This window comes from Vibrio fortis (genome assembly GCF_000695685.1).
Taxonomy (GTDB): domain Bacteria; phylum Pseudomonadota; class Gammaproteobacteria; order Enterobacterales; family Vibrionaceae; genus Vibrio; species Vibrio fortis_A.
Window position 1 is genome coordinate 31,980 of record NZ_JFFR01000002.1, and the last position, 15,209, is coordinate 47,188.

Sequence of the window (15,209 nt, forward strand, 5' to 3'; positions counted from 1 at the left end):
GTGCAATAGTACAAAAGCAAAAATCGGCTCAGGCTAAAAACAACTAAATTTGAACCGGGATAACACTAGGCGTCAAAATGAAAGCGCCAAATAATGGCGTAATGTGATACTAGTCATGAAATTTTGCGATAGTCAATTAATTGCTGTGAGCTAAGTCCAGACTTAATTTTCTTTTCGAAGTATGATTTATTTCAAAGGTGGAAAGCAACTCATAATATTCGCCTATATTTAGAACATTTTATTTTCGCATACAAAAAGCTGCTTATCTGGTGATCGTACTAATCGGGGTAATTTGATTAAGGATCAATGGATATGACCGAGACAGCATTTATTAATTACGTAAGTAAGTTTGGTGAGCACCAAAAACGTTCAATGTTTGGAGGTACAGGCCTCTTTCAGAGCGATGCGATGTTTGCATTGATTAGCGAAGGTTGTTTATTTATTCGCGGTGGTGAATCGTTAGATGAAAAATTGACGGATCTAGACTGTGAAAAATATCGCCACGTCAAAAAGCAGACAACAGCCACTGTAAATTACTACGATATTACCGATCTGTTTACGTGTGAGCACCCTGAGCTGGATAGCATTATTCGAACTTCTATCGATAATTCAGTTCAACAACGTAGTTTCAAGAAATCGACTGCTAGCCGCCGTTTGCGTGACCTACCTAACATGCAGCTCACGTTAGAGCGTATGGTTAAAAAGGCGGGCGTTGAAGACGTCTCTATGTTCATGCAGTTAGGCGCATCTGAAGTTTTCAGTAAGGTTCGTAAAACTTACGGCAACGATGTAGACCTAAAGCTACTTTGGAAATTTGCAGGTGCAATTGATGGTATTCACTGGAAACTGCTTCAAGAACCTCGCAAACAACAGCTATTGAAGAACTGCCACTAGAATCCACCTATATGCTTAAGATTATTCAATATAAATAAAAACCGAGGACATAATCCTCGGTTTTTGTTTATCTATTCAATCGCTTATTGAGCTACCCTTGTGGGGGCAGCTTAAAGTCTATTAGAACTTGAAGCGAGTAGTGAACATGATTTGATCGCCGTAGAAGTCGTTGATACGAGCTTCTGCACCTAGAGAGAATAGCTCTGTAGAGTGGAAACGAGCGTAAACAGAACCGATCCAATCATCGTTGTCATCGATAGATACGTAACCCGCTTTACCACCAACCTCAAGTTGTGGACCTAACCATTGACGAACACCTAGGTTCAGCTCCATACCCAGATCAGTAGAGCTAGAGTCTTCTGGCTGTACGATACGCATTAGCATTTCACCAGTAAGGTCTGCCCAGTTGTTGATTGGAGAGTGGAAACCAAGACCAACGCCAGAATCGAAATCGCCTTCAAACTCAGAGTCGATACGTGCTACAGCGTGAGCATTTGGGTGGATTGACTTACTGAACGCGCCACCGAAAGTAACTGGGCTTGCGCCGATACGAGCTTCAAAGTAATCGTAGCTAAAGTTGCTCATTACTTGTGGTTGGTCATCGGCTGCAAATGCTTGGCTAGATGCCAGAAGCATAGCGGTAGTCAGTAGAATTTTACGCATAACGACAGTAAACCTTTATTAATGTTAATTCCCTGTGTCTGCACCCAGTGGCACAAACAATAAATATCGAGACATTCTAGTCTAACTTGTAGAAAAGTAATCCTTTTAAATGTCATTCATTTGTCATTTAGCTAAAAAGTAAGCAAATTGAGTGCCATTGTGCAACTTTGATTGCTAGATTTGCAGTCTACTCGCCAAAACTGGTGCGTTTATTCGCCATAGTTGTAAGAATTCTTTCGGTATCGAGGATAGCTGTCCATTGCAACAAATTGTCGTCTTCTTGAATCACATAGTCGGTCAGTTGTTGGGTAATGGTGGCTCTAAGTTCGTTACCACGCCAAGGTTTCGAGATGTAGAAGTCGAGCGCTGCGTTATTGATTGCAGTTACCGTGTCTTCTAAACCCGCTTGCCCAGTCAAAAGAAGTTTACGAGTGGGTTGTGTTGAAGGCTGTTGGTTCAACTCAATCAGAAAATCGATGCCGGTTTTGTCTGGCATGATGTGGTCGCAGAGTATCAGTGCCAATTTTACGCCGTCTTGTTGCATCTCTTTGATCACTTCTTTTGCCTCGTCGACTGACTCAGCGCCTTCAACCACAAAATCGTCTTCAAATGGTGCAAGGTCTTGAAGAACACTATTGAGCACTTCTGGCTCGTCATCAACACATAGTATTAGGTACTTATTCATTTGAGGCTCCTTGTGAATCGAGAGGTAACCATACCTGCATCGAGGTATAGCTGCCCGGCTCTGAGTCAACAGTAATGAATCCGCTGTGCGCAGTCACAATTTGTTGGGAAATAGAAAGTCCAATTCCTAGACCGAAGTTTCCTTCCTTCTTGGTCGTGAAATTGGGGCTAAAAATAGTTTCAAGATTGGCGCTGTCGATACCATGTCCGTTGTCCTTTATTTCGACAACCCAGTAAGCTTGTTGGTCACGGTGTTGCTGAGAGGTTGTAACCTCAATCGTGCCGCGCTCAGGTAGGGCATCCAAAGCATTAGACAGGAGATTGGTCCAAACTTGCTGCAATGCCAATGGTTGGCAAAGCAGTCGAGGTAGGCTGCTGTCGTAGTGTTTTTCTACGTTATGAACCTTCAGCCTGTTTTCAAAAATCACCAGCGTATCTTCAAGCCCTTCATGAAGATCGGCATGCAGTTTGGCCTCATCGTCTTGCCTTGCGTAACCTTTAAGGCTTTTGACCATATCCGCAATTCGCTTGCTGCAAACATGGATCGAGCGAATAGAGTTTCCAACCAAATGGTAATGCTCTAAATCGTTGAGCAACTCTTTGGCTGCTGTAGGCGACTGTTGTAGTGTCTCAATCACCTGCGGTTGATCGGTTAGATTCAATTTCACCGCTTTCTTCGCCATTGCGCGGTCACTAATTGTTGAAGAGAGGGCTTTGACTAAGTCTCTCTCTTGGGCGGTCGAAAGTGGTTTAGATTGCTTGGCTGTGTCGAGCACTTGAGTGGCCAATGATGAATTCGGTAGGGTTGAATTCAATAGAATCGAGTCAAGGTTATCAGCAAGTGTTTCGATACTGCGTAGTATCGCGGCAATAGGGTTATTCAACTCATGAGCAACACCTGCGACTAGCTGTCCAAGCATCGCCATCTTCTCTTTCTCAATCAGTTGCTGGTGGGCAGACTCAAGTGACTCCAGTGTCTCTTGCAGGCGAAGCTTAGTGGTAATGCTCCTTTGCAGGCGGCGGTTGAAGTGTCGCAGCAGTAGATTGGTGAACAGTGGTAACAAGGTACTGTTCGAATGCATCACTTGCGAGAATACATCCCGGTCTAACTTGATAACGTGCGTTGGCGTGAGCGTAATCGCGGTAGAAAAAGAGGGTTCGCCAGTCACAAACGACATACCGCCGACAATGTTCCCTTTGGTGTGTCTTACCACTTCACGTTGCTGACCTAGCTCATCTTTTTTATATAGAGCAACTTCACCTTCAGTGATAAACCACAAGAAACGGTTGTCTTCACCTTCCTTAGTTAAAAGGTGGTCAGAAGAGTAGGCGCGAATTGCTTTGGTCTTATCATCTTGAGAGAAGAAATCTTGCAGCGCGTTAACGACTTTCTCAGCCAAAGCTGCATCGGAGAGCTGATGGAAGTCGTGAATAAAGCCGGACTGGAATGAACGTATTTTCTGTTCGATGTGAGCACGCAAGATTCGCTGCTGGTCCAGTACCTGGCTATAAGTGAGTAGGTCGTCTGCCGCATATTTGATGATAAAAGACGTGAGCTCCTTTTGGGCAGACTTGAACAGCACTTGGTCTGGAACGGGTTTGGTCAAACAGTGATTCAAGCGTCCTTCATTGACAGCTGTTAAGATAATTTGGATATCTGACGATGCGCTAACCAAAATCGTACGCGCCGTATTAGTATGAGGCAACTGCTCGAGTTCGATAAGGAACTGAACGCCATTAAACTGAGAGTGATGATGGGTAATCACCAAAGCGACGGTTTGGTGGTTGTCGTGAATGTCTTTTAAGGCTTGATGGGCTTCGTCGAGATCTTCGGCCGTGTAGATATCGAACGTCGCGGAAAGTGGCGCGAGTTCAATCCTGATTCGCTCAATGCTAATTGGATTATTATCTAAACAAATAACAGCGTATTGATTCACGTTTTTCCCTCTATAACTTCCCTAGGCCTAGAGTATCAATATGCGTCAGTAAAGGATGAGAGCTAGTTGGTAATTTGTTGAGCTGATTGAAGTATTCAGCAATAGACTGATTTAACTCAATGTTTCCTGATTGCTATTGTTAGGTTAGACTGAGTATTACAAACGATCGTAATTAAAGAGAACACATGGAACAGCTTAGAAAAATCGGTGCCATTGGTGGCGCCATTTCATTAGCACTCTGTTGGCCACTAGCCGTTGGCCAGATTGGGCAGAATGCGATTACAGATGGTATCGCAACATTGAACAGTTCTAGCATTCAGGCTGAAATTGTTGATTACGACCGCGGCTACTTCTCATCAAATGTAAAAACACGCATCACGATTATCGATGAGAGCCTAAAAGAGCAGCTAGCCATTGATGGCTTGCCAACTGAATATGTTGTTAACAGTGACGTTAGCCATGGCCTGATTGGTCTTGATGCGCTATCGACTCTGGAAGACCAACCGGATCTACCACTGACTCTGACTACGAGCACTGAGTTGAATGGTAACACCAGCTTTAACTTAGAACTGAGCCAGTTGAACCATCAAGGTACTGCTGAGAATGAAACCTCAGTTTCTATTACTAAGTCGACAATATCTGGCCATGCCACTGTACTGGGACAGATTGATTACAAGCTTGATATTCCTTCTATTCAGATTGATTTCCCATCTGGCGAAGAGATGACGTTATCTAACCTGAAAGGTGTGGGAGAAGGTAAACAAGCAAAGGGCTACTGGTTAGGTACTCAGAACTTCACCATTGATTCGTTTGCTGTAACGGATGCGCAAATGCAGCCTTATGTGTCTATTCAAAACTCTCAATATGATTTTGAATCACACCTTGATGAGGCAACGAAACGCCTGCGCAGTAATCTGAAACTGAACATTGCATCGATTCAAACCAGCGACGGTGAGGTGAACAACCTTAATGTTGATTTTGAGATGGATAAGTTAGATAGCCAATCTTTCGAGAAAGTGTTTGAGATTTATCAGTCAAACCCTGTGCTCACGCAGGAAGATATTGAGCAGATCATTCCTTACATTGATACCCTATTCGCAAAAGGTTTTGACCTTTCGATGAAGAACATCTCGTTGGATTTGGGCGAGGGTGAGTTCCACTCTAAGTGGCTAGTCAGTGTTCCAGAAGGCACCGAAAACATTAGCAGCGATCCAAGCCTTATTATCCCAGCTCTAAAGGGTGACATTAGCTCAAGCTTTTCTAATGAACTGGTACAAGAGTACCCATTTATCCAGGAAGGCATCGACGAATTGATCGTTATGGAGATGATTAAGCAAACGGAAACTGGCTACGAAATTCACGCTGCACTAGAAAATGGAAATTTAGTCTTTGAAAATGGGCAAGAAATTCCATTAATTGCGCTGTTAATGCCTGCTTTAATGCAGTAATTTGAAGCACAAGCATCGTGAATACGCCTATTAGCTAGCCAAAGCTAAGGTTTTTAATCGATACACAACAAAAGAGGTCTGTAGACCTCTTTTGTTGCTTTTTATGTTGAGTAAAACGTGGTATTACTTGCATAGATATATCGATTTACAGTTACATCGAGCCACAGTTATTATCGAGCAGGAGCATCACCCCCCATGGAAAACACTTTAGATAACGTTTTTAATTTCAGTGCAGGTCCAGCAGCATTACCAAAACCAGTAATGAAGCAAGCGCAAGCGGATTTTATTGACTGGAATGGCCTAGGCACATCCGTGATGGAAATCAGCCATCGCAGCAAAGAATTTATTCAAGTCGCGGATGAGTCGGAGCAAGACTTACGTGATCTTCTGAACATCCCAGACAACTACAAAGTACTGTTTTGTCAGGGCGGTGCGCGTGCTCAATTTGCAGCAGTTCCACTAAACCTACTGGGTGACAAAACAAAAGCAACTTACGTTGATGCTGGCTACTGGGCTGAGAGTGCAGTAAAAGAGGCGAGCAAATACGCAGAGATTGACGTGTTCAACGCTAAGACAACCGTCGATGGTAAAGCTGCGGTAGTTCCAGCGAGTGAGTGGAAGATTGACCCAGAAGCGGCTTACGTTCATTTCTGCCCGAATGAAACCATTGATGGTATCGAAATCAACGAACTGCCTGTAACGGACAAGCCAATTGTTGCGGACATGTCTTCAAATATTCTTTCTCGTAAAATTGACGTATCAAAATACGGTGTGATTTACGCGGGTGCTCAGAAGAACATTGGCCCTGCTGGTATCTGTATCGTGATTGTTCGTGATGACCTTCTAGAACTGGCCAACTCAGTTCTACCAAGCATCTTGAACTACAAGGTATTGGCAGAGAAAGATTCTATGTTCAATACTCCACCTACGTTTGCTTGGTACTTGTCTGGCCTAGTATTTAAGTGGTTGAAAGCAGAAGGTGGTGTAGAAGCCGTTGAGCAAGTGAACCAAGAGAAAGCTCAGCTTCTTTACAACGCAATTGATGAATCAGACTTCTATCGTAACGAAGTTCACCCAGCAAACCGTTCTCGCATGAACGTGCCTTTCCAATTGGCTAAACCAGAGCTTGATGGCAAGTTCCTAGAGCTAGCGGACAAAGCTGGTCTTAAGTCTCTAAAAGGCCACCGAGCTGTGGGTGGTATGCGTGCATCGATCTACAATGCGATGACGCTTGAAGGTGTACAAGCGTTGGTGAACTTTATGAAAGAGTTCGAGCAAGAGAACGCTTAGTCGTTAAATAGACAATACTTATTAGTTAGGGTGTCACAGTGTGACACCCTTTTTTGTGTCTTTTATAAAATTTTTATTTTGAAGGTCTACATATGATGAGCTAGCTCAAGCCCTGATGACAATTCGCTCGCCAATTATAACCGTACGGGTTATTGTAAATGACTTTGGGTTTTCTCCTCGTATCGAACTTTGAAAGGGGAGGAGCCATAGTGAATTTTCTTCTTTTTAATGGACAAATACTGTATAACGTATCGCCGCAAATTTGCGGTATTCACAGTGTTTGATTTGGTGATGAGGCAGGTTTGAGAATACTAACGGGGCTCGTAGCGTTTTTCCCTTTGATAGCATATGCGGCGACCATTGAAATATGGGCTGGCATTGAGTTTGAAACAGCTCAGAAGGTAAAGCAGCATATTGAAACCTTAACTGAACATACGGTCGAAGTTCGCCGTTTTGATATCAATTCAATTCGTGCTGAGCTTGTGGTCGCAGACCCTCGAGATACCGCTTTCCCTGATGCAATTTGGGTGCCTTCCGATTTCCTCGGCTTGTCAGATTATATTGATATTTCGACCATTCCTGACACTTGGGTTGACGAAAGCCGTTATGAGGAAAAAGCCCTTGAAGTGGTCGAATTCAATGGTCAGCTTAAGGCACTTCCAGTGGCTATTGGTAACCAACTGGTTCTTTATTCTCGTCATCAAAGTAGCACCCAGATGTCATGGGAGCAGCTTACTCATTTATCGCATGAGTCATCAAGTGAAGCCATAACCTTTCCAAACCCCAATATGTACTTCTATCTGGCTTTTCATCAGCTTTTTTCAAACCAACAATTGTCATCACGAAGCATAGATGGCGAGAGCGTTGTCGCGATATTTCGTTTTATTGAACAGTTAGAACAGCAGGGTGTTATTGCTCCCGAGTGCGATAATGTTTGCGCGCGCCAACGCTTTCTCAGTGGTCAAGTAGACTATCTAATCGATGGTGATTGGGCCTACAGCGAACTCATTGAATCGGAACCTAACCTTACCATTAATGCTTTACCAACTTATCAAGGTAAAGGTATGGCTTCATTCAGCGGCGCCAAGGTGTTCGCGATAACGGAAAAAGGCATGCAAGATATTGATAAACAGATGGTATTGCGTGAAATGGTCAGTTTTCTACAGTCAAATAGATTCAGCTACTTAGCGCGAAGTGACGCGATGATGTCGCCATTCAAGGATGTGAATCACAAGCGAATGACATCAAATCAAGGCAGTTTTGCTCAGATGTATCAACAGTTTCAAGCAGCACAAATGATGTCGAGTGACTACTATATGGCGATCGTTTGGGAGGCGGCTGCACGTGCCCTAGAGCGTTACAAGTTGGGCATGCCTAAAGACGAGATTCCTGCATTTTATGATGACTTTGTTGCGCGCTATGCCGAACGAATCGGAGAGCATCAATAATGAAGTTTTCTCTCAAATACACAATGGGACTAGTGCTTTTCTGCTGTGCGATACTACCCGTCTATTTCGCTGGTCAGCTGATATTGAACAAACAGTCTGAAACCTTGTTAGAGCAGAAGACGATTAAGCTCAATAACTCGACCCAAGGTATTACCCAGACGGTGAAGAGTGAGCTCGACCTGACATTACGTCTTACTGAATGGTACGCCCAAGATCGATCGCTATTAAAGGCAGGCAGCAATGTGTTCTTCTCGAGCGTGGTGTGGGAAAAAATGGCTCGCTTCAATGAGCTTGCTGATAGTGTGTCAGCAACATACATCTTGGACAAAGATTGGCGTCCAATTTACGACAGCAAAGGCAGTCTGTATCATTTTGAAAACAGCCAGTTATTGAGTGAGATAAAGCGCCCTAAATCTACCTATATTCAAGGAAAGATCTTTCATCGCGAGTTCGCAGAACCGTCGCTAGCGAACGACTCTAAATCTGGCATCGCGATTGTAGCGCCAATTCTGCCTTATCGATTGGTGGAAGGGTCGGAATACTCCCCGCAAGGTTATTTAGTTGTGTTGATGGGCTATGATCGGTTGGAGACAAAGGTTGCGCCATTTCTTTTTGAAAAAGAGTCGGTTGAATTTCATTACTCTCATTCAGTCGATTTGAATTCGGGTAGTGAGCACGAGCACCTAGTAAAAATAGCCAACCCACTGTTCTTAGATCCGCTTTCCATTGCTGTGAAGCACAATGTGTCTGATGAAGCGCGACAGCAAGAGATGCAGCAAGCGCAAGTGGTCTTTGTGCGGATTCTATTTACTACATTTGTGCTCGCTGTGGTGTTTGCTTTGGTACTCAATCACTGGTTCTCACGTCAATTGAATCTTTTGTTGGAGTCGGTTGAATCGTACTCGAAAGAGAAGCTGCCCACTATTAAACCTGAGCAGCATAAGTTTACAGAGTTTTACGCATTTAGTGTGTTACTCGACAAGATGTGGCGGCGTATCGGGTACCAGCTAGATGAACTCACGATACGCAATGATAAACTCAAATCCGCGTATCAACAGATAAAGGTAAACAACGCGCAACTTGAAAACTTCAATGTTCAGCTTGAGCAAACTGTTGAAGAGAAGACGTATCGCTTGACGCACTCCCTGCAAAGAGAGGCTGACCAAAAGCGTAATATTATGCGGATTGTTGAGTTTGCTTCGATGCGACAAGGTGTCGAGTATCGGTTAATACCGAACTTGGTCGAAACCCAATTAGCGGCGTTGCTTTCGGGTAAGAGTGTTCAGTTCTCGTTTACTAAACCGGCTTTAGATGCCCCGAATGCTAAGCGAGTGCAATCTCTACTGGATTCGAAGGGGCAGGTTATCGGCTACTTTAATCATAGTAGTGAACACCTAACGTTGAACGATGAAGATCAACTCATTTTTGACCTCTACCAGAAACAGCTCGCAGCTTGGATTGAATTGGAAAATATGACGCGAGTAGACCTTGCCTCGGGGTGTTTTAATCGCAAAGCATTTGATGATGATTTAAGTTACTGCGAGCGTAAGGTCATTGAGAAAGGTTGGGTGCTGTCTTTGCTGGTTATCGACGTCAATGGCTTGAAACAGACCAATGATGTCCATGGCCATCAGGCAGGTGATAGGTTGATTAAAGCCTGTGTGGACGTTGTTCAGGAGCGTCTGCAAGGTCATAGCAATATGTATCGATTGGGGGGCGATGAGTTTGCGGTGTTGACTTTGACTCCGAGCGCTGTCTCTGAGGTCGAGACACTCAAAGAGCGGTTATACGCCGACCAAGCGCAGTCTCATATCTTAATAAAGGGTCATCCTATTCCGGTGCTGTTTTCTATCGGTTTCTCTCAGAGTGACAGTTCGGCATTGAGAGACATGTTCAGTAATGCCGATAAAGACATGTATACAGAGAAACGTCGTTTTTACGAAGCTCAGGGCGACTCTTAATTACTCTAGAACGTACGGTACTAAAAAGGAGCAATGCTGCTCCTTTTCAGTTTGGGGCTCTTTAGTTGGAGCTCTTTGGTGTAGGCGGTTCAAAAACTGACTATCAGATTACAACCAGAACTCTTTCAGTGGCCTACTTGCATCGTAATGGTGTGCAATCTGTGCTTGAAGCAGCTCCGCTGTCGCAATGGCATCCGTCAACGCATGGTGTGGTGTGTAGTCGGGGAGGTGATAACGGCGACGACTTTGCCCCAATCTAACCGAGCCCGGCTTCTTCCCCTTTAGCTTATTCCACAGACCGCCAGCGAGCTTATGCTGTACTTGAGATTCAATTTCCAAGGTATCTAATACTGGGAATTCAATACCTTCACCCAGACGTGAACGCAGAGCGTTATCTAGGAAGTTACGTTCTATGCGTCGATAGTGAACAACCGGGATATGTCCTGCCATTGCTTTAAGCACTTCATCGAGCACTTCGTTTAAATCTGGGGCGTTAAGGATATCGTTGTGAGTAATGCCATGGATAACCACCGACTCTTCTTCCAGCTTTTGTCTTGGCCTTAGCGTCCAGTGGCGTGCTTGTTTCAGGTAGACTCGGTTGAGTGTAAATGGCACTAACCCAATGGTGATAATGCCATCTTTAGACGGGTTAAGTCCTGTGGTCTCAAAGTCCAATGCCAAGAAGGTAACTTCAGAAATCGGAGTGTCAGCCGCTGGTAGCGGTTTGCTGTAGTACTCTTTGAGACGCTCATCCTTAACGCGGTTAAGCTTCTGGGCAAATTTGAAATGCCAATCTACAGCGGGTGACTTAAATATTCTCGTCATCGTATCTACTTAAAGTTGTTGTTGGCTTGGTAACGGAACTTGAGGAAGTTCTGAGCGTTACTGAGAATCTGGAATGCATCTTTTAAGTTACGACGTTCAAAGTCCGATAGATTCTCTGGTTCGATGTTGTTATCCGGCTCGATGTTATTGTCAACGTCCAGAGCTTGATGTCGGATACGTACCATAGAGATAAATTCCATCGCATCTTTGAGATCCTGAGCTCGCCCTTTCGGCAAAATACCTGCATCAAGAATGTCGTCGAGACGCTCAAATGAGTTTTTAGAGCGCGATGCGACCGCAAGAGAGTGAACACGGATTAAATCGGCCAGTGGCGCGGTACCGCGTCGTTTCAGGTTGATGGAGTTGTTATGGCGTCCATCTTTCTCCATCACGAAATCTTTAAAGAAACCAAGTGGCGGTGTGCGATTGAGTGCATTACGAGCCAAACACGCCAAGAATCGGTTGTTCTTGCGAGAACGTCGTACAATGAAACTATTGAGTTGTTCCGCCCACTTTAATCGGCCGTAAACACCATCAAGGTCGAAGAAGATAGAGGCGTTAAGTAGCGCTTTCGGGTTCGGATTATCAATCCAATCTGCGAAGCACTCCTCCCATTCCGTACGTGTCATGCGCCAAGTCGGGTTGGTCGCCATGATGTCACCTGTACAGTAGCTGTAACCACACTGATCTAAGCCGTCGCAGATGAACTTCGAGAATGCTTTAAAGTAAGCACCATGTTTTGCTTCGTCGTAAGTATCATCGAGAATAATCGCGTTATCTTGGTCTGTAACGAGTAATTGCTCATCGCGGCCCATAGAGCCCAAAGCAAGGAAGCAGTATGGAATTGGCGCGTTGCCCAACGTCTCCTCAGCGAGTTCAATAATGCGTTGCTTAAAGCTTCGGCCAATTACAGACATAGCACTGCCCACCATGTGAGCGTTCGCATCCTCGTTAACTAGGCGAACAAAGCTGTCTTTAACCTGTTCTGACAGGACTTTGAGATCTTCAATACTCTGCTGCTGGAAGATACTGCTCACCAGTAACAGCGAGTTTTGTGACTCGTAACGAACGATGTCTGTCGCTTCAATAATACCTATTGGCTTTTTATCTTTGAGCACGGGTAGGTGATGAACGTTATAGCGCAGCATGGTGAGCATGGCTTCATAGACGTAGGCGTTGTGATCGAGAGAGATAACCTCTGCAGTCATTACGCTAGAAACCTCATCAGAAGGGTCTAAGCCTTCAGCGAGTACACGAGTACAGAGATCTCGGTCGGTAATGATACCGATAACCGGTGTTGAATCGTCTTCGTCATCTTCTACGATGTCAGGATCAATAATCAGCAGTGAAGAGACATTCTCTTCTGCCATCATGGTCGCCGCTTGTTGAATAGTTCGCGAACGCTCGATCATTGGTGCGCTGCTGGTCAGCAGGGTCTTTACCTTTGAGGTGGTGAGATCGTTGGCATCATTGTTGTTTGAGATGGCTTGGCGTAAGCGCGCGTTATCTTCAACCTCAACAAAGTCGGCAAACGAGTCGTAATTGTCGTAGAGCTCTTGAAAGATGGATTCTGGGATGCAGTAAAGCAGGGTATCTTCGATCGCTTTAACTGGGAAACGTACCTTGTTATTGGTCAGAAGGCCCATCTGACCAAACAGATCGCCTTGATCTAAACGGTTATAGAGTTCGCCTTTACGTCGGTAGACTTCCACCTCACCACTGCGTACCACATATAAGTCGTGGATTTGGTCGCCGAAGTGAATTATCGGTGTGTCCTGACGATAATAGGAAATTTCCACGCTGCTCGTGACTTTTGTAAGCATCTCTTCCGGTAATTCACTGAAAGGAGGGTATTGTGCGAGGAAATTTTGAATCTCTAATAACTCAGCATCCATAATGTTCATCCGTAAGTTAATATGAATTCATGGTACATCATTTGATAATAATTTGCCGGGACAAATCATTCTGTGAGGTAAAACCTTTTTAAAGTCTGATGGATAGACTAACCTTTGATAAAAAGAAGACAGTGTTAAGGAAGAGTTAAATGTCGATATGGAAGCTGGGCTTAATCTCTGTATGTACTGCTTTCTCAGTAGGGGCTATGGCCCAAGATAATGAGCCAACAATTCTTGATTATAATTATGTCACCGCTTCGGTTTATTCAGGCAGTCTAAATGCAGATGCAGGCGGCAATAACAATGCTTCTGTGTTTGGATTGGGTGTTAGCTATGAAATGACAGATGAGTGGTTGCTTATTGGTGATTACACCGCGCGCTTTATTCATCCAGATGAGAGTACGACTCGAATCGATACTCTGATGGGCGGCGCGGGCTATCGTTTCAATATCCGTAAAGATCTCGATATCGTGGCATCCTATTTGTTGGGGATAACCAAGGGTGAAATTGAGCTCAATTCAAATAACCAGACGCTCGAGTCGGATACCGAATTTATCCATGGTGGTAAGGTCGAGTTGAATTATGGTTTCGCGAAACGATGGATTGCCAACGGTAGTATCCAAGCGAATAGAAGTGATCTGTTTGATGAAGAAGTTTACCACTTAGGTTTACGCTACAAGGTTACGTCTAAGTTCTCTATTGAGGGGGCGTACCAGCACCGAGACGGCGAAGGTGATAACGGCGGAGAGCGAACTAACGAGTTAGGTTTAGAGTTTAGATTAGAGTATTAACAGTTTTGATAAGTTTCAAAAATAACCGTTAAGGCCGCTAAAAGTGTCGAAATAATAAAAAGCCAGCATATACGCTGGCTTTTTTAATACTTAAAAGGGCTAAAGCTTATAGTACTGCAGCGATGCCTTTACATAGAGGTAGCATGTTTGACTTAGTCATGCCTGCAACACTGATACGGCCAGAGCCTACGATGTAGATAGCAAACTCTTCTTTCAGGCGAGTTACTTGCTCTTTAGTTAGACCAGAGAAAGAGAACATGCCGTTTTGACGTTCGATGAACGTGAAGTCTGCATCAACGCCTTGCTCTTTCAGAGTTGCAACGAACAGTTCGCGCATCTCTTGGATACGGTCACGCATTTCAGCTACTTCTGCTTCCCATTCTGCACGCAACTCAGCGTCGCCTAGGATGTGCGTAACAACAGCACTACCGTGCGCTGGTGGGTTAGAGTAGATAGAACGGATGATGCTCTTAACTTGAGAGAATGCAGTGTTTGCAACGTCTGCTGATTCAGCTACTAGCGTGAATGCACCAACACGCTCGTTGTATAGACCAAAGTTCTTAGAGAATGAGCTTGCGACTAGGATCTCTTTGTTGTACTTAGCGAAAGTACGCAGGCCTGCAGCATCTTCTTCAACGCCTTTTGCAAAACCTTGGTAAGCAAAGTCGAATAGTGGAAGAAGCTTCTTCTCAGCAACTAGCTTAGCCAGTACTTCCCACTCTTCCGCTGTTGGATCGATACCAGTTGGGTTGTGACAGCAGCCGTGCAGTAGAACGATATCGCCTTCAGATGCTTTCTCTAGGTCAGCAACCATGCCTGCGAAGTCTTTGTCTTTAGTCTCAGCGTTGTAGTAGCTGTATTGAGCTGTTTCAATACCTGCCGCAGAGAATACGCCATTGTGGTTTGCCCATGTTGGGTTGCTGATCCAGATCTTCACGTCGCCAAGTTGACGTTTAATGAATTCGCCAGCAACACGTAGAGCACCTGTACCACCTGGAGCTTGTGCTGTTTTTGCACGTTGAGCAGTAACGATTTCAGCGTCTGCGCCGAATAGCAGCTTCTGTACCGCTAGGCCGTATTCCGCAGTACCTTCAATTGTTAGGTAAGATTTAGTTTTCTCGTTTTCTAGAAGAGCTGCTTCCGCTTTTTTAACGGTAGCTAGAACTGGCGTTTGGCCATCTTCGTTTTTGTAAATACCAACACCAAGGTTGATTTTTTCTGCACGAGCGTCTTTTTTAAACTCTTCGGTCAGGCCAAGAATAGGGTCTGCTGGTGCTGCGAGTACTTTTTCAAACATAATCTTCATCCATGTCAATTGAGAGGGGATAGTATCTAGTGGTATTTATACCTGTATGAAATTTTGAAGACAATAT

At 44.5% G+C, this 15,209-nt stretch carries 12 protein-coding genes; 6 read left to right on the forward strand and 6 right to left on the reverse strand.

The features are described from left to right. The first annotated feature begins 312 nt into the window (after positions 1-312). A complete protein-coding gene (locus VFDL14_RS22340; RefSeq protein ID WP_084181764.1) occupies positions 313-894 on the forward strand; it encodes a TfoX/Sxy family DNA transformation protein in 582 nt (193 codons plus the stop codon). 120 nt (positions 895-1,014) lie between these two features. Here the strand turns inward: VFDL14_RS22340 and VFDL14_RS22335 are convergent, their stop codons facing one another. The 3 genes from VFDL14_RS22335 to VFDL14_RS22325 form a co-directional block, all read right to left on the reverse strand. Further along, the gene (locus VFDL14_RS22335; RefSeq protein WP_032548717.1) at positions 1,015-1,557 is read right to left on the reverse strand and encodes a hypothetical protein; all 543 of its coding nucleotides are present in this window, start codon (positions 1,555-1,557) and stop codon (positions 1,015-1,017) included. Positions 1,558-1,744: 187 nt separating this feature from the next. Further along, entirely contained in the window at positions 1,745-2,242 is a 498-nt protein-coding gene (locus VFDL14_RS22330) for a response regulator (protein ID WP_032548719.1), read from the reverse strand. After that, positions 2,235-4,178, reverse strand: a complete 1,944-nt coding sequence (locus VFDL14_RS22325) for an ATP-binding protein (RefSeq protein WP_032548720.1) — start codon at positions 4,176-4,178, stop codon at positions 2,235-2,237. Before VFDL14_RS22325 ends, VFDL14_RS22330 begins: the two co-directional genes overlap by 8 nt. 185 nt (positions 4,179-4,363) lie before the next feature. Between VFDL14_RS22325 and VFDL14_RS22320 the strand changes: the two genes are divergently transcribed. The 4 genes from VFDL14_RS22320 to VFDL14_RS22305 all read left to right on the forward strand — a co-directional run bounded on the left by VFDL14_RS22320 (position 4,364) and on the right by VFDL14_RS22305 (position 10,325). Beyond that, positions 4,364-5,626, forward strand: a complete 1,263-nt coding sequence (locus tag VFDL14_RS22320) for a DUF945 family protein (RefSeq protein ID WP_032548721.1) — start codon at positions 4,364-4,366, stop codon at positions 5,624-5,626. Positions 5,627-5,821: 195 nt separating this feature from the next. Beyond that, positions 5,822-6,916 carry a 3-phosphoserine/phosphohydroxythreonine transaminase gene (serC, locus tag VFDL14_RS22315; RefSeq protein ID WP_032548722.1) on the forward strand — a complete coding sequence of 365 codons (1,095 nt, stop codon included), beginning with the start codon at positions 5,822-5,824 and terminating at the stop codon, positions 6,914-6,916. 302 nt (positions 6,917-7,218) lie between these two features. Next, complete coding sequence (locus tag VFDL14_RS22310) at positions 7,219-8,364, forward strand: sugar ABC transporter substrate-binding protein (protein ID WP_032548723.1); 1,146 nt, start codon at positions 7,219-7,221, stop codon at positions 8,362-8,364. A gap of 23 nt (positions 8,365-8,387) precedes the next feature. Beyond that, positions 8,388-10,325 (forward strand): GGDEF domain-containing protein, encoded by a 1,938-nt coding sequence (locus tag VFDL14_RS22305; protein WP_032549678.1) that lies wholly within the window; start codon positions 8,388-8,390, stop codon positions 10,323-10,325. Positions 10,326-10,433: 108 nt separating this feature from the next. On the opposite strand, the gene VFDL14_RS22300 is transcribed toward VFDL14_RS22305, so the two are convergent. Beyond that, the gene (locus VFDL14_RS22300; protein ID WP_032548724.1) at positions 10,434-11,150 is read right to left on the reverse strand and encodes a 3'-5' exonuclease; all 717 of its coding nucleotides are present in this window, start codon (positions 11,148-11,150) and stop codon (positions 10,434-10,436) included. Between the two features lie 5 nt (positions 11,151-11,155). After that, positions 11,156-13,045 (reverse strand): DUF294 nucleotidyltransferase-like domain-containing protein, encoded by a 1,890-nt coding sequence (locus tag VFDL14_RS22295; protein WP_032548725.1) that lies wholly within the window; start codon positions 13,043-13,045, stop codon positions 11,156-11,158. 149 nt (positions 13,046-13,194) lie between these two features. Here VFDL14_RS22295 and VFDL14_RS22290 point away from each other — a divergent pair, with 149 nt between their 5' ends. Next, entirely contained in the window at positions 13,195-13,836 is a 642-nt protein-coding gene (locus VFDL14_RS22290; RefSeq protein ID WP_032548726.1) for an outer membrane beta-barrel protein, read from the forward strand. Between the two features lie 106 nt (positions 13,837-13,942). On the opposite strand, the gene VFDL14_RS22285 is transcribed toward VFDL14_RS22290, so the two are convergent. After that, the gene (locus tag VFDL14_RS22285) at positions 13,943-15,133 is read right to left on the reverse strand and encodes an amino acid aminotransferase (RefSeq protein WP_032548727.1); all 1,191 of its coding nucleotides are present in this window, start codon (positions 15,131-15,133) and stop codon (positions 13,943-13,945) included. Between the last annotated feature and the right edge of the window lie 76 nt (positions 15,134-15,209).